The sequence below is a fragment of the Caproiciproducens galactitolivorans genome (genome assembly GCF_026672255.1).
Lineage (GTDB): Bacteria > Bacillota > Clostridia > Oscillospirales > Acutalibacteraceae > Caproiciproducens > Caproiciproducens galactitolivorans_A.
Map to the genome: position 1 here is coordinate 83,830 of NZ_JAPOHA010000008.1, position 16,208 is coordinate 100,037.

At 51.0% G+C, this 16,208-nt stretch carries 15 protein-coding genes; 5 read left to right on the forward strand and 10 right to left on the reverse strand.

Translation table 11 applies throughout. The annotated features are described in order from the left end of the window. The first annotated feature begins 161 nt into the window (after nucleotides 1-161). The 4 genes from OUY18_RS09085 to OUY18_RS09100 all read left to right on the forward strand — a co-directional run bounded on the left by OUY18_RS09085 (nucleotide 162) and on the right by OUY18_RS09100 (nucleotide 4,578). Nucleotides 162-413 (forward strand): hypothetical protein, encoded by a 252-nt coding sequence (locus tag OUY18_RS09085; RefSeq protein WP_268058460.1) that lies wholly within the window; start codon nucleotides 162-164, stop codon nucleotides 411-413. Between the two features lie 226 nt (nucleotides 414-639). Further along, nucleotides 640-1,713, forward strand: a complete 1,074-nt coding sequence (locus OUY18_RS09090) for an LCP family protein (protein WP_268058461.1) — start codon at nucleotides 640-642, stop codon at nucleotides 1,711-1,713. Between the two features lie 142 nt (nucleotides 1,714-1,855). After that, nucleotides 1,856-3,799 (forward strand): methionine--tRNA ligase, encoded by a 1,944-nt coding sequence (gene metG / locus OUY18_RS09095; RefSeq protein WP_268058462.1) that lies wholly within the window; start codon nucleotides 1,856-1,858, stop codon nucleotides 3,797-3,799. A 5-nt stretch (nucleotides 3,800-3,804) separates the two neighbouring features. Continuing rightward, the gene (locus OUY18_RS09100) at nucleotides 3,805-4,578 is read left to right on the forward strand and encodes a TatD family hydrolase (RefSeq protein ID WP_268058552.1); all 774 of its coding nucleotides are present in this window, start codon (nucleotides 3,805-3,807) and stop codon (nucleotides 4,576-4,578) included. Nucleotides 4,579-4,659: 81 nt separating this feature from the next. Here OUY18_RS09100 and gpmI read toward each other — a convergent pair whose 3' ends face one another. From gpmI to OUY18_RS09120, 4 genes are all read right to left on the reverse strand, one after another. Further along, nucleotides 4,660-6,171, reverse strand: coding sequence for a 2,3-bisphosphoglycerate-independent phosphoglycerate mutase (gpmI, locus tag OUY18_RS09105; protein ID WP_268058463.1), 1,512 nt, complete (start codon nucleotides 6,169-6,171; stop codon nucleotides 4,660-4,662). A gap of 35 nt (nucleotides 6,172-6,206) precedes the next feature. Continuing rightward, nucleotides 6,207-6,974, reverse strand: coding sequence for a triose-phosphate isomerase (gene tpiA, locus OUY18_RS09110; protein ID WP_268058465.1), 768 nt, complete (start codon nucleotides 6,972-6,974; stop codon nucleotides 6,207-6,209). Between the two features lie 75 nt (nucleotides 6,975-7,049). Next, the gene (locus OUY18_RS09115; RefSeq protein ID WP_268058466.1) at nucleotides 7,050-8,243 is read right to left on the reverse strand and encodes a phosphoglycerate kinase; all 1,194 of its coding nucleotides are present in this window, start codon (nucleotides 8,241-8,243) and stop codon (nucleotides 7,050-7,052) included. Between the two features lie 120 nt (nucleotides 8,244-8,363). Beyond that, a complete protein-coding gene (locus OUY18_RS09120) occupies nucleotides 8,364-8,864 on the reverse strand; it encodes a tRNA (cytidine(34)-2'-O)-methyltransferase (RefSeq protein WP_268058467.1) in 501 nt (166 codons plus the stop codon). Nucleotides 8,865-8,981: 117 nt separating this feature from the next. On the opposite strand from OUY18_RS09120, the gene OUY18_RS09125 reads away from it, so the two are divergent. Beyond that, on the forward strand, nucleotides 8,982-9,164 hold the full coding sequence (locus OUY18_RS09125) for a hypothetical protein (RefSeq protein ID WP_268058468.1): 183 nt from the start codon (nucleotides 8,982-8,984) through the stop codon (nucleotides 9,162-9,164). 64 nt (nucleotides 9,165-9,228) lie between these two features. Here the strand turns inward: OUY18_RS09125 and OUY18_RS09130 are convergent, their stop codons facing one another. Genes OUY18_RS09130 through OUY18_RS09155 form a run of 6 tightly spaced genes read right to left on the reverse strand, consistent with a single transcriptional unit; the run spans nucleotide 9,229 to nucleotide 16,097 of the window. Beyond that, nucleotides 9,229-10,464 carry a type II secretion system F family protein gene (locus tag OUY18_RS09130; RefSeq protein ID WP_268058469.1) on the reverse strand — a complete coding sequence of 412 codons (1,236 nt, stop codon included), beginning with the start codon at nucleotides 10,462-10,464 and terminating at the stop codon, nucleotides 9,229-9,231. A gap of 27 nt (nucleotides 10,465-10,491) precedes the next feature. Then, nucleotides 10,492-11,526, reverse strand: a complete 1,035-nt coding sequence (locus OUY18_RS09135) for a type IV pilus twitching motility protein PilT (RefSeq protein WP_268058470.1) — start codon at nucleotides 11,524-11,526, stop codon at nucleotides 10,492-10,494. Between the two features lie 9 nt (nucleotides 11,527-11,535). Continuing rightward, complete coding sequence (locus OUY18_RS09140; RefSeq protein WP_268058471.1) at nucleotides 11,536-13,209, reverse strand: GspE/PulE family protein; 1,674 nt, start codon at nucleotides 13,207-13,209, stop codon at nucleotides 11,536-11,538. 10 nt (nucleotides 13,210-13,219) lie between these two features. After that, on the reverse strand, nucleotides 13,220-13,957 hold the full coding sequence (locus OUY18_RS09145) for an A24 family peptidase (RefSeq protein WP_268058472.1): 738 nt from the start codon (nucleotides 13,955-13,957) through the stop codon (nucleotides 13,220-13,222). Next, a complete protein-coding gene (locus tag OUY18_RS09150) occupies nucleotides 13,954-14,511 on the reverse strand; it encodes a hypothetical protein (RefSeq protein WP_268058473.1) in 558 nt (185 codons plus the stop codon). The genes OUY18_RS09145 and OUY18_RS09150 overlap by 4 nt, the downstream gene beginning before the upstream one ends. Beyond that, nucleotides 14,508-16,097, reverse strand: a complete 1,590-nt coding sequence (locus tag OUY18_RS09155) for a hypothetical protein (protein ID WP_268058474.1) — start codon at nucleotides 16,095-16,097, stop codon at nucleotides 14,508-14,510. Before OUY18_RS09155 ends, OUY18_RS09150 begins: the two co-directional genes overlap by 4 nt. Nucleotides 16,098-16,208 lie beyond the last annotated feature (111 nt).

Sequence of the window (16,208 nt, forward strand, 5' to 3'; positions counted from 1 at the left end):
ATATACAATTTAAGGAATTCATTTTTATGTTTTTAACGCACAGTAACAGAAATATGTCGAATAAGCAACATTGTGTTGACTATGTCGAATAATGTAACTATAATTAATTAGAGGAAATTGGAATAGGCATATTAATCAGTCATAACGAAAGGTGGATTAGTATGAGTGAAAAAATGGTGGAATATATCGCGGAAGCATGTAATCTGTATATTTCCGATATTCGTCTGTCTGAAAGCAGCGCCACTATTTTACCGGTCGTTCGTCGTTTAGACCCTAACCTGTTTTCTTCAGAAGATTGGAGCACCAGCCTGTCTTATATTTTTATGAGGTCTCTGCATTTTGATACAGCCGAAGACGCAAAAAATTATTATATTCAAAGACTGAAAAAATTTACAGAGGATGACGAATCATAATTTTCACCCGGAGTATGCCTTGCATAATTTTTCAATTTTCAATTCTATCTTTCACCAAAAACAGGACTACGAGGTTTACATAACTATTGACATCAACTGGGAATTGCAATAAAATAAAACTGTTTTCTGTATTAAAATGTTGAGGTGAAACATGAATAAACAAAGCCGTGACTTCCGGCCTCAGAGGAGAAGTACAGGCTCCAGGCCGCAAAGCGCGGGTCGGAGGATGAATTACGACACTGAGGAGTTCGACCGTTATAATTACGTTGACCGAGAGATTTACAGCAGCAGCCGTTCGGCGCCCCGCGGGGGAAATCCCCGGAACGGAAGAAAAAAAAGACGGGGCGGCGGGCTGAAAAAGTTTTTCCTTGCCGTAGTCTGCATTCTCCTTGCACTGTTTGCAGGCGTTTTTGTATATGGCAAATATATGCTGAACCGTCTGAACCGTTCGGAGAGCATCAACACTTCGAAATATATTGAGCAGCCCAGCGCCGCGCCGGCGTGGGACGTTATTTCCGATAAAAAGGTAATAAACATTTTACTGATCGGAACGGACAAGGGAGACGACGGCAACAGCAGCCGCAGCGACACCACCATGCTGGTTTCCATCGATAACGATACAAAAACGCTGCGTATGGTTTCTTTCCTGCGCGATTTGTATGTTGAAATTCCGACGATGAAAAAGCAGAAGCTGAACGCGGCCTACGCAAAAGGCGGCGCGGCGCTTACCATGCAGACCCTTGAAAATAATTTCCGTATAAAAATTGATAAATATATGTCTGTTGACTTTGAAAATTTCGCCACGATCATCGATCGAATGGGCGGGTTGGATATTAAGATGGATAAGAAGCTGTGCGACGCGGAAAACCGCAATATGGGAAGCCATCTAAAGCCCGGCGTCAACCATTTGGACGGGCGGCTTGCCGTTTACTACGCCCGTATCCGCGAAACGGACAGCGACTTTGGCCGAACCGGCCGTCAGCGCGAGGTTATGGAGCTGATGATTCAAAAGATGAAGAGCATGAATCCTTTGCAGATCAATAATATGATGAATGATTTCCTGCCTCTCGTAAAAACGAATCTGTCCGATTCGGAATTGATTTATCTTGCTTCCATCGGCAGTTCGGTTTCGCATTATCCGGTGAAAACCATGCATGTTCCAAACCTGAATACGTATAAGGAGCGGAACGTGAAAGGGGTCGGTTCTGTGCTGGACCCGAATTTGCCGGAAAACTGCCGCCTGTTAAGACAATTCCTTTACAATGAAAATACAGGAACTTCCGAAATGGATTCCGAATAATGTTTGAGTTCTGCCGTCCCGAAGCAATTCGGGGCGGTTTTTGCTGCAATTCCGGTATTTCTATTCACTATTTATAAAAAAAATGGTATAATACTTTAATTAATCACTTTATCAGAGATACCATTCTCTTGGAGGTTAAAAAATGGACAAAAAAACTTTCTACATTACAACACCAATTTATTATCCCTCCGGCAAGGCGCATATCGGCCACAGCTACTGCACCGTCGCCAGCGATGCCATTGCCCGCTATAAACGAATGCAGGGCTACGACGTCATGTTCCTCACGGGAACCGACGAGCACGGCCAGAAGATCGAGATCAACGCCGAAAAAGAAGGGGTAACCCCCAAGGAATATGTCGATAAAATCGTAGCGGGATTCCAGGACTTATGGAAGCTTTTGAATATTTCCAACGACCGTTTCATCCGCACCACGGACGATTACCACGTAAAGGCCGTGCAGAAAATCTTCAAAGCCCTGTACGACAAAGGAGAAATCTACAAGGGCAAATATGAAGGCTGGTACTGCACCCCCTGCGAAGCTTTCTGGACCGAAACGCAGCTGAAAGACGGGAAATGCCCCGACTGCGGCCGCGAGGTAAAAATGGCGAACGAAGAAGCCTATTTCTTCCGCATATCCAAATATGCGGACAGGCTCCTGAAGCTCTATGAGGATCAGCCCGATTTCATCCAGCCGGACAGCCGCAAAAACGAGATGATTAATTTCATTAAACAGGGTCTGAACGATCTTTGCGTTTCGCGCACCAGCTTTACCTGGGGCATTCCGGTGGACTTTGACCCGAAGCATGTCGTTTACGTATGGCTTGACGCTCTGACAAACTATATCACCGCATTGGGCTATGGTTCCGACGATGATTCCGCTTATCAGAAATACTGGCCGGCGGACGTTCATTTCGTCGGCAAAGAGATTGTACGCTTCCATACCATCATCTGGCCCGCCATGCTGATGGCGCTGGATCTTCCGCTTCCGAAGCAGGTTTACGGCCACGGCTGGCTCCTGTTCGGCGACGGCACGAAAATGAGCAAATCGAAGGGCAATGTGGTGGACCCGGTGGTTCTTTGCAGCCGCTACGGGGTGGACGCGATCCGGTATTTTCTCCTTCGCGAAATTCCGTTCGGAGCGGACGGCGTATTTACGAATGAAGCGCTGATTAACCGCATTAATTCCGACCTTGCGAACGATCTGGGCAACCTTCTTTCCCGCAGCACCGCCATGGCGGAAAAATACTTCGGTGGAAAAATCCCGGCAGAGCGGGAAAGCGCGCCGGTCGACGATGAGCTGATTCAAATGGCTTTGCAGCTTCGCCAAAAATGCGACGACGCCATTGCAGGCTATCAGTTCAGCAATGCGCTGGCGGAAATCTGGAAACTGATTGCCCGCACCAATAAGTATATCGACGAAACCATGCCGTGGGCGCTCGGCAAGGACGAAACCAAGCGCGCCCGTCTGGCGGCTGTTCTTTATAATCTCTGCGAAAGCCTCCGTATCGTCTCCGTCCTGATTACGCCGTTCATGCCGGAGACCGCTCCGAAAATTCAGGCGCAGATTGGCGCAAAGCCGGAGGAGCTGACCTATGAATCCGCAGCAAAATGGGGCGTTCTGTCCAATGATGCGGTGATCACCAAGGGCGAAACGCTGTATCCGCGCATTGACGTCGAGAAGGAAATTGAGGAGCTGAACAAGCTGATTCCGAATCCTGCGGAGCAGAAGAAAGAGGAAAAAGCCGCTCCGAAGATCGAGGGCCTTGCGCAGATCGGCATTGACGATTTTGGGAAAGTGGAGCTTCGTGTTGGCAAAGTTAAAGCATGCGAGCCCGTTAAGCGCGCGAAGAAGCTTCTGAAGCTGACCGTCGAAGACGGCGCGGGTGAAAGGACGATTGTATCCGGTATTGCGAAGTGGTACAAGCCGGAAGACCTGACGGGCCACAGCATTATTTTCGTTGCCAACTTGAAGCCCGCAACCCTTTGCGGCGTGGAGAGCCAGGGCATGGTGCTTTCCGCGGATTCGGGAGAGGACGTTCGGGTCATCTTCGTGGATGGCGTCCCGTCTGGAAGCAAGGTTTGCTGATGGACATGCCAAGTTCTATTTTTGATTCCCACGCGCATTACGATGATAAATCTTTTGATTCGGACCGCGACACGCTTTTGGAAGAACTTCCGAACCGGGGCATCTGCAACCTGATCAACTGCGGGGCGGATTTAAGCTCCTCCCGCGCTTCCGTTGAGCTGGCCGGAAAGTATCCGTATATTTATGCCGCAGTGGGAATCCATCCGGAATGCGCGAAGGACGCCCCGGCGGACTATTTACAGCAGATGGAAGAACTGGTCACTAAAGAAAAGGTTGTGGCGGTCGGAGAGATCGGACTCGACTACCATTTCGAAGAAAACGCGCCGAAGAATGTGCAGAAAGTCCTCTTTGAAAACCAGATTTTGCTGGCACAAAAGGCCGGACTGCCCATTATCGTTCATGACCGCGACGCGCACGGCGATACGATGGAACTCCTGCGCAAACGGAAGCCGAAGGGCGTGGTACACTGCTTTTCCGGCAGCGTGGAAATGGCGGAGGAATGTATCCGGCTCGGACTGTATATCGGCCTTGGCGGCGCGGTTACGTTCAAGAACGCCCGGGTACCGGTTGCGGTTGCCGCCGCGATTCCTTTGGACCGCATGCTGATGGAAACGGACTGCCCTTACATGGCGCCGGTTCCGTTCCGCGGCAAGCGAAACGATTCCACGCTGATTGCGTATACGGCCGCCCGGATTGCGGAAATCCGCGGCACCACTGCTGGGGAGATTTTAAGGGCTTCGCGCCGCAACGCGGAGACATTGTTTAAAATTCATAGTTAACAAGAAACCGGGAGGGTCTACCCTCCCGGTTTCTTGTATGCAAAAAGAGGCTGTCTCGTTTTGAGACAGCCTCCGGCTTTCTTATTCGATAATGCTGGTGCCGGTCATTTCCGGCGGCTGGGGAAGTTCCATGATTTTCAGCATGGTCGGTGCGATATCGGCAAGGCGTCCGCCGGAGCGAAGCTTGCAGGGATAACCGACGACACAGAACGGAACCGGGTTCGTTGTGTGCGCGGTGAACGGAGAACCATCCTCCTCGTACATTTTATCCGCGTTGCCGTGGTCTGCCGTAATCAGGGCGACGCCGCCCATTTCCGCGATGGCGTGGGTTACTCTTCCAACGCACTTGTCCACTGCTTCCACAGCGGCTTTTGCGGCGCTGAAAACACCCGTGTGGCCAACCATATCGCAGTTTGCGAAGTTCAAAATAATGACGTCGTATTTTCCGCTTTTAATGCGTTCCCCTAAGGCGTCCGTAACTTCGTAGGCGCTCATTTCAGGCTGTAAGTCATAGGTTGCAACCTTCGGGGAATTGATTAAAACACGGTCCTCGCCGGGATACTGTTTTTCAACGCCGCCGTTGAAGAAAAATGTGACATGGGCATATTTTTCCGTTTCAGCGATTCGAAGCTGGGTCAGGCCCTTGTCCGAAATATATTCGCCGAACGTATTTTTCAGCGACTGGGGTTTAAAGGCAACCTGTACATTCGGCATGGAGGCGTCGTACTGCGTCATGCAGACATAGGTGAGGGGGAAGAAGCCGTTTTTGCGTTCAAACCCCTTAAAATCCGGATCGACAAACGTGCGGGTGATTTCGCGCGCGCGGTCGGGGCGGAAATTAAAGAAGATAACGGAATCGTTCGTCTGAATCTTCGCGTTCTCCGCGCAGACGACCGGTAAAACAAACTCGTCGGTAACGCTTTGCTTGTAGGAATCTTCCACCGCCTTTACCGGGTCGGCGCACTGTACGCCTTCGCCGTAAACCATGGCGGCGTAGGCTTTTTCCACACGCTCCCAGCGGTTGTCGCGGTCCATTGCGTAATAGCGGCCCATAACGGTGGCGATTTTTCCAACGCCGATTTCCTTCAGCTTCTGTTCGCATTCTTCGACGTAACCCTTGCCGGAATCCGGCGGTACATCACGGCCGTCGAGCAAAGCATGAACATAAACGGTTTTGCAGCCGCGCTTTTTTGCGAGTTCAACCAGAGCATACAGGTGTGTATTGTGGCTGTGTACGCCGCCTGCGGAAAGCAGACCGATTAAGTGCAGGGCGCTGTCGTGAGCGATTGCGTTGTCGACGGCGGATAAAAATGCGGGATTTTCAAAGAAGTCGCCGTCGTCAATGGATTTTGTAATCCGGGTCAGCTCCTGATAGACAATCCGTCCCGCGCCGATATTGGTGTGGCCAACCTCGGAGTTGCCCATCTGGCCGTCCGGCAGACCGACGTCCAGACCGGAAGCGCCGATTTGCGTCAGTGGATTATTTGCAAAAAGACGATCGATATTCGGTTTGTTGGCCGCCTTAATGGCGTTGCCGCTTTCCGGGCCGACACCGAAACCGTCGAGTATCATCAGTATTAATGGTTTTTTCATGTTTTAAAACCTGTCCTGCCTTTCGGGAGTATAATTTACCTGCTTGCCGCTTTTACGATCTCTGCAAAATCAGCCGGCTTCAAGGAAGCGCCGCCGATCAGTCCGCCATCAACGTCGGGCTGGTCAAGAAGTTCCGCCGCGTTCTTGGCGTTCATGGAACCGCCGTACTGAACGGTCATCGCGTCCGCGCTTGCAGCGTCATACAGCTTCTTGATTGTCTCGCGGATAACCGCGCAGACCTCGTTTGCCTGCTGTGCGGTTGCGGTTTTTCCGGTTCCGATCGCCCAGATCGGCTCGTAAGCAATAATAATCTTTTTCAGTTCATCCTTCGATACGCCGCCGAGCGCGATTTTTGTCTGCATGGCGACAAGCTCGTCCGTAATGCCCTGCTCGCGCTGCTCAAGGGATTCGCCTACGCAGAGAATAACGGCAAGGCCGCTGTCCAAAGCCGCGCGGATGCGCTTGTTTACGGTACAGTCGGTTTCACCGAAGTATGTTCTGCGCTCACTGTGGCCGATGATGACGTACTGAACACCCATGGAAGAAAGCATATCCGCGGAAACCTCGCCGGTGAACGCGCCGCTCTTTTCCCAGTGGCAGTTTTCTGCGCCTACGCCGATATTGGAGCCCTTTGTCGCTTCCATTGCCGCGGCAATATCTACATAAGGGGTGCAGACGATTACGCTGCAGTCCGCATCTTTTACCAAAGGCTTGATTTCCTCAATCAGTTTGGTTGCCTCGGCGGGGGTTTTGTTCATTTTCCAGTTACCGGCAATCACTGCTTTTCTAAGCTTCTTGTTCATAATCAATCTCCTTAACATAAAATTATAATGTTAATGCGGCAGCAGGGCTGCCGCATTTGCGTTTCAATCGCTTGCTTATTTATCGTTCAGGCATGCGATGCCGGGCAGGTCGAGGCCCTCGAGGAATTCAAGGGAAGCGCCGCCGCCGGTGGAAATATGGGTCATTTTATCTGCAAAGCCGAGCTTTTCAACCGCAGCAGCGGAATCGCCGCCGCCGATAATAGAAATTGCGCCGCTGTCTGCAACCGCTTTTGCAACGGCAATTGTTCCGGCTGCGAAATTATCCCATTCGGAAACGCCCATCGGCCCGTTCCAGACAACGGTGCCGGAGCCTTTGATCGCGTCTGCAAACAGAGCGGAGGTCTTCGGCCCGATATCGAGGCCCATCCAGCCTTCCGGAATCTTGTCGGAGTCAACAACCTTATGCTCTGCGTCCGGTTTGTATTCGGTCGCGATAACGTTGTCGATCGGAATCAGGAACTTAACGCCCTTGTCCTTTGCTTTCGCCATCATATCCTTGGCAAGTTCGACTTTATCGCTCTCGCAGATGGAAGTGCCGATGGAATAGCCCAGCGCGTTCATAAAGGTGTAGGCCATGCCGCCGCCGATGATGAGGGTGTCAACCTTGTCGAGCAGGTTGGTAATTACGCCGATTTTATCTGAAACCTTTGCGCCGCCCAGAATCGCGACAAAAGGACGCTTCGGGTTGGCAAGCGCGCCGCCCATGATGGTGATTTCCTTCTGAATCAGGTAGCCGCAGACAGCCGGAAGATAAGCTGCAACGCCCGCCGTAGAAGCGTGGGCGCGGTGTGCGGTGCCGAATGCGTCGTTTACATATATCTCAGCAAGAGAAGCGAGCTGCTTTGCAAATTCCGGATCGTTCTTTTCTTCTTCCTTATGGAAGCGGACGTTCTCGATCAACTCGACTTCGCCGTCTTTCAGGGAAGCGGCGATGCTCTTCGCGCTGTCGCCGATAACGTCGGTAGCCATCTTGACTTCCTGGCCAAGCGCCTTCGACAGGTATTTGCCGACAGGAGCGAGGGAATATTTCATGTTGAACTCGCCCTTCGGACGGCCAAGGTGCGAGCAGAGAATCACTTTTGCCTTATGGTCTACCAGATAGCGGATGGTTTTCAGTGCTTCATCAATACGCTTTGAATCGGTGATGTTTCCTTCAGCATCAAAAGGTACGTTGAAATCGCAGCGCACCAATACTTTTTTGCCCGCAACGTCAATATCTTCTACGGTCTTTTTGTTGAGATAATTCATGCTTAGCACTCCTTTTATATTATGGTTTCAGAATTTTCGAAATACTTCCGATATTATACAATAAAATGTAAACAATTTCAAGCAAATAGGGGCTTTTCAAGCAAGTTTGTTAAAAAATAATCACCATTTATATTCCCGAAGCTGTCCCTTGCAGAGCAGCTTGGGATATCCCCACTGCCGCAGCACTTCATACACGCCGATCGCCACGGAATTCGATAAATTCAGGCTTCGCGCGTCCGGATTGTCCAGCATGGGAATACGCACGCAGCGGTCGGGATTTTCAAACAGAAGCTTTTCCGGCAGACCGGCGGTTTCTTTCCCGAAAAACAGGTAGCAGTTATCGGGGTACTGCATATCGGAATGAATATGCGTTGCTTTTGTTGAAAAGAAAAAGAAGTCACCTGTATTTTGGCTGAAGAAATCGGAAAGGCTATCGTAATAGGTGATATCAAGCAGATGCCAGTAATCCAGCCCGGCACGTTTCAGTTTTTTATCGTCGATCCGAAAGCCCATCGGTCCGATAAGATGAAGCCTTGCGCCCGTTGCGGCACAGGTGCGCGCTACGTTTCCGGTATTTTGGGGAATTTCCGGTTCGACCATTACGATGTTCAGTGTTGGCATGATAAGCTCCTTTATGCATTAAAAATTTGGCATTTATTTTCAACAATAAATTGACAGAAAGAGGGGAAGATATTGAAAGGCCTTGGTATTTTATTTTCAGTGTGGAGGTTTTTCATTATGTATAGAGAAACAATGGGATTTGTCAGAGGAATGGGAGCCGGTATGCTCGCCGGAATTACAGCGATTGCGATTGGAAGCAGAATGATGAAGGACAACAGGCAGTTCAAGCGCAATGCAAACAAGGCCATGCGCGCGGTGAACGGGATGTTCGGCAACGTGCAGGGCATGTTCAGAATGTAATTTCGAAAGGACATATCCGGTAAAAACCTCGGCGGGGATTTCCCCGCCGAGTGTTTGTTCAGAGCTATTTAATAATATTATACATAGAAAACATGGGGATGACAATGGAGATAATCACCGTACCGACGATGAGGGCAATGAAAATCGTCATGGCCGGTTCCAGCATCCGGGTAAGCCGTTTGGTTGATTCGTCGGTCTGTTCCTCGTAGAGGGCGGCCATTTTTTCCAGGGTTTCGGCCAGCATGCCGGATTCTTCGCCAACCTTGATCATCGATACGAGAAGGGCGTCAAAAACCGGGAATTTTGCCATGGACGCGTTGATGGAGGAGCCTACCTTTACCTCCTCGGCAATCTGGGAAAGCTGGTCTTTTATGTACCGGTTCGGAAGAACGTCGCGCGCGATTTCCAGCGCTTTTACGATTTCCACCCCCGATTCCACCAGCGAGGACATGATGCGGCAGAACCGCGCAATATAGGATTTCCGCAAAAGGGGGCCGATTCCGGGAATCTTTAAAAGGGACCGGTCCACCGCTCTCGAAAAAGGAACCGATCGCTTTTTCAACAGTATAAAAGCAGAAACAAGAAGAAAAATGGTTAAGAGAATCAAAGGCCATTTTTCGGTTATGAATGTGGAAAGCGACATCACATGGACTGTGATTTGCGGAAGGTCGGCGCCGAATTCTTTAAAGATCATGGAAAAATTCGGAAGGACGATTGCGTTCATCAAAACCATCAGGAGCAGGGTCAGAAAGAGGAGAAAAAGCGGGTACCCGGTTGCGCCCCGGATTTTTGCACCGAGTTCGATTTCCTTTTCCAATATATTGGCGCAGCGCTGAAACGCGGTGTCAAGACGGCCGTTTGTTTCGCCGGAGTGCACAATATTCACCACGATGGTGGGGAACGCCCGGAATTTTGCCATGGTTTCGGAAATGGGAGCGCCCGTGTAAAGGTCGCGGTTCATTTCCGAAAGAATCCGCCGGAAATTTTTATCTTTTTCCCCGTCGATCAGCACTTCCATGGCCATCGGCAGGGAAACGCCCGCTTTCATCATAACCCCCATCTGGTTCATCATGGCAAGGAGTTTTTTCTTTGAAACCTTTGCTTTATGAATATCGTTTCCCGTTAATTCCATATTCCAGACGGATTTGGGCGCGCTGTCCGCCGCCTCGCCGCTTGTGAGGGCAAGCGCCGTCAATCCTTCGTTTTGCAGCCGCAGAATGGCTTCGGCTTTGGTTTCCGCGTTGATGGAACCATGGGATTTTTTATTTTTATGATTTACCGCTGTATAAAAATACCGCAAGAAAATCCCCCTTTTCCCTTCTGAATTTTACGCGCCGGAATCCGGAAGATATTCATCGGCCGTGCTTTTTGAAATTCGTCCGCACCGAAGCAGCTCGCCGATGCTTCGTTCCAGCGTCATCATGCCCTGACCGGCTCCCGTCTGGATGGACTGGCCGATATTCGCCGTGCGGCCTTCGCGGATTAAATTACTGACGGCGGAATTGACAAACATCATTTCGAATGCCGCGACGCGCCCTTTGCCGTCGGCGGTTGGCAGCAGCCTTTGGGAAATCACGCTTTTCAGCACGAGCGAAAGCTGTGTGCGGATTTGCTGCTGCTGCGCGGGGGGGAACACGTCGATTAAACGGTCAATCGTTTTGGAAGCGCCGACCGTATGCAGGGTGGAAAGCACCAGATGCCCGGTTTCCGCCGCGGTTACGGCAATCGCGATGGACTCTAAATCGCGCATTTCGCCGACAAGAAGAATATCCGGGTCTTCCCGCAGGGCGGCGCGCAGGGCGCTGGCGTAGGAGACGCTGTCCGCGCCGATTTCCCGCTGGTTGATTAAACAGTTTTTCGGCTCATGAATGTATTCGATCGGGTCTTCAATTGTAATAATGTGACTGTTCCGCGTCCGGTTCAATTCGTTAAGAATTGCGGCAAGCGTGGTGGATTTTCCGCTTCCCGTAGGGCCGGTAACCAGCACAAGGCCGTCCTTCAGCTCCAGCACCCGGCTTATGGAGGCGGGCAGGTTAAGCTGGGAAATTTCTGGCGCCGCGGAGTTGATCACGCGCATGACTAGCGTTTCGCCGCGGGTCTGGCGGAAAGCGTTCACGCGGAACCGCCCGCAGCCGCTGATTTCGGCGGAGGCGTCCATATCGCCCGTTTCATGGAACTTTTCAAACTTTTCTTTCGGCAGGCATTGTCCGATCATATCGTCCACTTCCTCCGCCGTCAGAACCGGTAAATCCAAAAAACGCATGGTTCCGTTAATGCGGTAGGCCGGCCGGTTGTTAGCGGAAAGATGGATATCGGAGGCGTTTTGCGCTACGCCGTCTTTCACAATCTGATAAAAATCCATAAGTGAACCTCACATTTGAAGGGAGTGAATCTCCATCATTTCCTGAACGGAGGTTTTCCCTTCCATTACAATTCGTTTTATATTTTCGTCAAGGGGTATCATTCCCTCTTTAATGGCGGTTTCCCGGATTTCATCCGTGCTTTTTCCGCTGTTGATACAGCCCTTGATCGCCGGGGTGACCGGCATGATTTCATGAATGGCGGTTCTGCCCTGATACCCCCTGCCGCTGCAATAGTTGCAGCCTTTCGCCCGGTAAAGCTTTAAGGGGGTTCCCTTTTCCAGACCGAGCAGTTCAAGATCGTCGTCACTCGCGAAATATTCTTCCTTGCAGTGGGGGCAGAGCGTGCGCACAAGGCGCTGTGCAATTACGCCCAGAACGGAGGAAGATACCATGTAGGGCTCCACTCCCATATCCACAAGGCGGATAATGGAACTTGGCGCGTCATAGGTATGCAGCGTAGAAAGGACGAGGTGCCCGGTAATGGCGACGCTGCTGGCGATTTCGGCAGTTTCCGTGTCGCGGATTTCGCCGATCATCACAACGTCCGGGTCCTGCCTTAAAATCGAGCGCAGAACAACGGGGAAGGTGAGCCCGGCTTTCGGGTTTACCCCGACCTGCGTAATGTTGGGGATAATCATTTCCACCGGGTCTTCCACGGTGACGATATTGATATCTTCCCGCATGATTTCCTTGAGCGCGGTGTAGAGCGTGGTCGACTTGCCGCTGCCGGTCGGGCCGGTGAGAAGCAGGATGCCGTGGTTGTTTTTCAGCAGGGCGTTGAATTTTTCAAGGTTTTCCGGCAAAAAACCAATGTCTTCCTTTACGAGCGAGAAGCTGAGCGCGGTCGTGATGCGGATCACCACCTTTTCCCCGAAAACGCAGGGGAGGACGGAAATACGCATGTCGATTTCTCTGCCGCCGATTTTGTAATTGATACGGCCGTCCTGTGGAATCCGCTTTTCCGCGATATTCATTCCGCCGATAAATTTGATGCGGGAAACGACCGACGGAATCAGTTCGGCGCTGGTTTCCATATAAAGGCTCAGGCGCCCGTCCACCCGAAAACGGATGCGCATGGACTTTTCCTGCGGTTCAATATGAATATCGCTGGCTTTCAGAAGCACGGCCTGCTCAATCATATTGTTTACAAAGCGGATGACCGGCTGATCGGAGCCCTGTGTTTCCGATAAATCCAGCGGTAAATCCGCCTGATTCGAAGCCAGCTCCTTCGCCGCGGCGAACGCTTTCTGCGTGGTGTACAGTTCGCGGATTTTTGTTTCCAGCTTGGTGCGTTCTGCGATAACGGGGCTTACCTTTAATTTGGTATAAATACCGATATCGTTAATGCCGTTGTAATCGAGCGGGTCGGCGACCGCCACGGTCAGGATGCTGCCTTCCCGCCGGATGGGGACAATCAGATTGGAACGGGCGAGATCTTCGGGAACCAGCGAGGAAAGCGACGGGTCCACGCTGACGGACGACAAATCGACATAAGGGATGGACAGCTGCTTTTCCAGCGAACGGATAATCTGCATTTCCGTAAGATAATGGTTGTCGATTAAAATTCTTCCGAGCCGGACGTTTGTCCCTTTCTGGCGTTCCAGCGCTTCTTCCAGCTGTTCCTGCGTCAGCGCGCCCGAGTTGATCAGGATTTGTCCGAGTTTTAAATTCGTAAGTTTCATGATGACTCCTTTAAAGAAACAGCAGCTCCGCATACCAGCGAAACAGGGCTTCCCATTGCGTTTGAAAAGTCAAAAAGAACAATACGGCCAAACAAAGGTAAGGTCCCAGCGGTAAATAGAGGCCGCGCAAACGCTTTTTGCACAGAGCGAGAAATACGATGTGGAAAAAAGCGAGAAAGATCGCCAGAAAGAAGATAAAAAGAATTTGAGGAAAACCGGTTAAAAACCCGATGGCTCCGAATAGTTTTACGTCGCCCATGCCCATTGCTTCCTTTTTGAAGAGGAGCCGGCCGATCATCCCGAAAAAAAGCAGGATTCCCGCTCCGCATGCCGCGCCGAGCAGGGGGGACAAAAAGGCGCTTTTCGCGGATGCCCCGTGCAAAAAAGCATAGGCGGCGCGGATAAACGCTGCCAGAAAAAGCGCGAGCGAAAACGCATCGGGGATAATTTGGTATTTGGAATCGGAAATTCCGATCAGTAGGAGCACAATGCAGGCAAAGCAATAGAGGAAAAAAAGAAAACCGTGAAACCGCAGATGCATTCCTATGAAGGAAGCGGTGAGCAGAAGGGCCATCACCAACCCGTGCGGTTTCCAAAAGAGCCTTTTCCGGTACAGTTCCTCACCCGGCTGCTCGTCGTAATCACAGAACCATTTCGCCGGAAGCGCATTGAACAGTTTGATCAGCAGTGCGGAAACAGCGATTGCGGAGCATACAAAAAGTAGAATGGTAAAAAAAGAACCCATCATGATTTCCCTTTGCGGAAATAATACAGCGACAGATTCAGGTCGGCGCTGTACTTTCCCGCTTCCGGCGCAAAGCTTACCGTATGAATCTGGTAAATGCCTTTCGACTGCTTTTCGATGCTGCCGAGAAGATCGGTAAGCTGGTCACCCGTGCAGAGAATTTTCAATTCCACCGCGATACTTTCCAAAGTGCTTCCGTCCGAAGCGGTTTTCCCTTTTACGGGCGTTTCTTCGCCCACGGTGACGCTCTCGAATTCCACGCCGGCGGAGCTTAGGATTTCCCCGATATCTTCCGCAATGTTCTTGCCTGTAATATCCGTGCCGCCATCCGCTTTTTCAAGCTGGGACTTTAATTTTTCAACGTTTTGGCGCAGGTCGTCGATTTGGACGGTCTGCCGGTCAAAAGCCATTGTCTGTACAACATTTTCCTCATGCTCGCTGTCCAGCGCGGTCAGCTTCTGACTGATCGGTAGAAACACGAAGTTTACATAAAGCAGCAAGACAAGGACAAAACCCAAAAGGTAAAGGAGGATTCCGGAAACCTTTTTACTGTTCATGGCTTGTCACCGTCCTTGCCGCCGGACTGCGCAGGCGGATTTTTTACCCGAAGGGTTACGCTGCAATCACAGATTCCGTCGTTCATTTCCGCTTGAAACGGAACGGCAATTTCAAAATAGCCGTTGGATTCCACGCTTTTTTTAATGGCAAGGTAATCGGAATAGTTTTTGGCGGTAAAGGTGACGGCGATTGTATTGGCGGCGCTGTCAAAACTGCATTTTTCCACCGACTTTGCCTTTGCGGCGATCTGGCTGAAAAGCTGCCGAACCGGTTCCCGCGTACTGCTTTTTTTCGGCAGCAGATACTGATCGTTTTCTTTTTTTTGCAGCTTTGCGGAAAGATCGCTCTGTTCATTCAAAAGGCTTTTGGTTTCGCTGTATTTCAAATCATTTAAAACCGCTTTGTCCTGCTCGTTCCGTTCCAGGGCAAAATGGTAGATAAGCGGCTCCAACGCCATGATGCACAGCGCGAAAACGGTCATAAACACCAGAACACCCGCGTTTGCGGCATGATTGCCCGCCATGGATTTTACCGGGCGCAGGAAGTCGATTTCATCGGCTTTTTTCGCGGCCAGCAAGCCGGAGGCGGTAATAAAGCATGCGGGCGAGCACCCGGCTAATTTTGCCGCCGGGCCGACTTCCGGGAGCTTTGCCGCCGGACAGCAGGAATTCATGCTGTCGAGGGGAATATCCAGCCCGAGATGTTCAAAAAATTCGCTGAAATGATGGATGGCGGAAAGACCGCCGCATAGAATCAGCCTGTCCAGCTCCAGACGTTCGCTGGACAGCACCATTCGGATATTCCGCACGGCTTCGCTGACCGAGGCTTCCAGCAGTACGGAAATCTGTTTTTCCGCTTCCTGATTTTGCTCCATCGGAATCCCCTGACTGGTGACAAGCAAAAACGCGTCTTCAAAAGACAGCGATTGGCTTTTCATAATGATTTCGAGGATATCGTCAAAAACCGTTTCAAAGGTTCTTTGAAAAACGGGCGTTCCGTTTTGCAGCAGAATAAGCCTTGTTTTTACGAAATCGAAATCCAGAACGGCGGCGGTCTGGCCGTTTGTTTCCGGAAGCGTGCGGCCCGCGTATAACAGCCCGCCGACCGGCGGCGCAATTTTGATTACGCGCAGGCCGCATTTGGAAAAGCTCTTTTTTATTTGTTTCAGAAGCGCGCTTTTCGCGGCAAACAACGAGCTGGTAAGCTTTCCCGTTACGTCGTTCAGGCGGCCGTATTCGTAATTCTGAAGGATAAAATTGCCGACGTCTTCCTGCAGAACGGTTTCCGCTTCCAGACCGGCCAGCGCAAGCAGTTCCTTTTTTTTGCAGGGCAGGTGACGGTATTCCTTGCTGACGACATTGTCGTCCTCAAGGCAGAAGAGAATCCGGTTCGTTTGCAGATTTGCGGCCTTTTTGCAATCCCGCACAAATCCGGCAAAGGCGGGAAGGTTGTCCAACGCCTTTCCGTTCCGCATCGCCTGCGGGAGCTCGAAGCACTGCGGTGGGCCGAAGACCGGTTTACGGCGGCATTTTGCCCCCGTAAGGTAGAGCGCCCTGCGGGACATTTGCAGCAAAATGATTTCCAAAAGATCACCCCCACCGATTCGAGCTTTTTCGCGAAATTTTTACATGGTAATATGCCGCAATTTTTATATGGAATGAATGAAAAGCAAGCCCCGGCTTTCCGGGGCTTGCAA

What these genes read in the sequence shown, in the direction of transcription:
- OUY18_RS09085 (WP_268058460.1), top strand. Translation starts at nt 162, where the DNA reads ATGAGTGAAAAAATGGTGGAATATATCGCGGAAGCATGTAATCTGTAT.
- OUY18_RS09090 (WP_268058461.1), top strand. Translation starts at nt 640, where the DNA reads ATGAATTACGACACTGAGGAGTTCGACCGTTATAATTACGTTGACCGA.
- metG (WP_268058462.1), top strand. Translation starts at nt 1,856, where the DNA reads ATGGACAAAAAAACTTTCTACATTACAACACCAATTTATTATCCCTCC.
- OUY18_RS09100 (WP_268058552.1), top strand. Translation starts at nt 3,805, where the DNA reads ATGCCAAGTTCTATTTTTGATTCCCACGCGCATTACGATGATAAATCT.
- gpmI (WP_268058463.1), bottom strand. Translation starts at nt 6,171, where the DNA reads ATGAAAAAACCATTAATACTGATGATACTCGACGGTTTCGGTGTCGGC.
- tpiA (WP_268058465.1), bottom strand. Translation starts at nt 6,974, where the DNA reads ATGAACAAGAAGCTTAGAAAAGCAGTGATTGCCGGTAACTGGAAAATG.
- OUY18_RS09115 (WP_268058466.1), bottom strand. Translation starts at nt 8,243, where the DNA reads ATGAATTATCTCAACAAAAAGACCGTAGAAGATATTGACGTTGCGGGC.
- OUY18_RS09120 (WP_268058467.1), bottom strand. Translation starts at nt 8,864, where the DNA reads ATGCCAACACTGAACATCGTAATGGTCGAACCGGAAATTCCCCAAAAT.
- OUY18_RS09125 (WP_268058468.1), top strand. Translation starts at nt 8,982, where the DNA reads ATGTATAGAGAAACAATGGGATTTGTCAGAGGAATGGGAGCCGGTATG.
- OUY18_RS09135 (WP_268058470.1), bottom strand. Translation starts at nt 11,526, where the DNA reads ATGGATTTTTATCAGATTGTGAAAGACGGCGTAGCGCAAAACGCCTCC.
- OUY18_RS09140 (WP_268058471.1), bottom strand. Translation starts at nt 13,209, where the DNA reads ATGAAACTTACGAATTTAAAACTCGGACAAATCCTGATCAACTCGGGC.
- OUY18_RS09145 (WP_268058472.1), bottom strand. Translation starts at nt 13,957, where the DNA reads ATGATGGGTTCTTTTTTTACCATTCTACTTTTTGTATGCTCCGCAATC.
- OUY18_RS09150 (WP_268058473.1), bottom strand. Translation starts at nt 14,511, where the DNA reads ATGAACAGTAAAAAGGTTTCCGGAATCCTCCTTTACCTTTTGGGTTTT.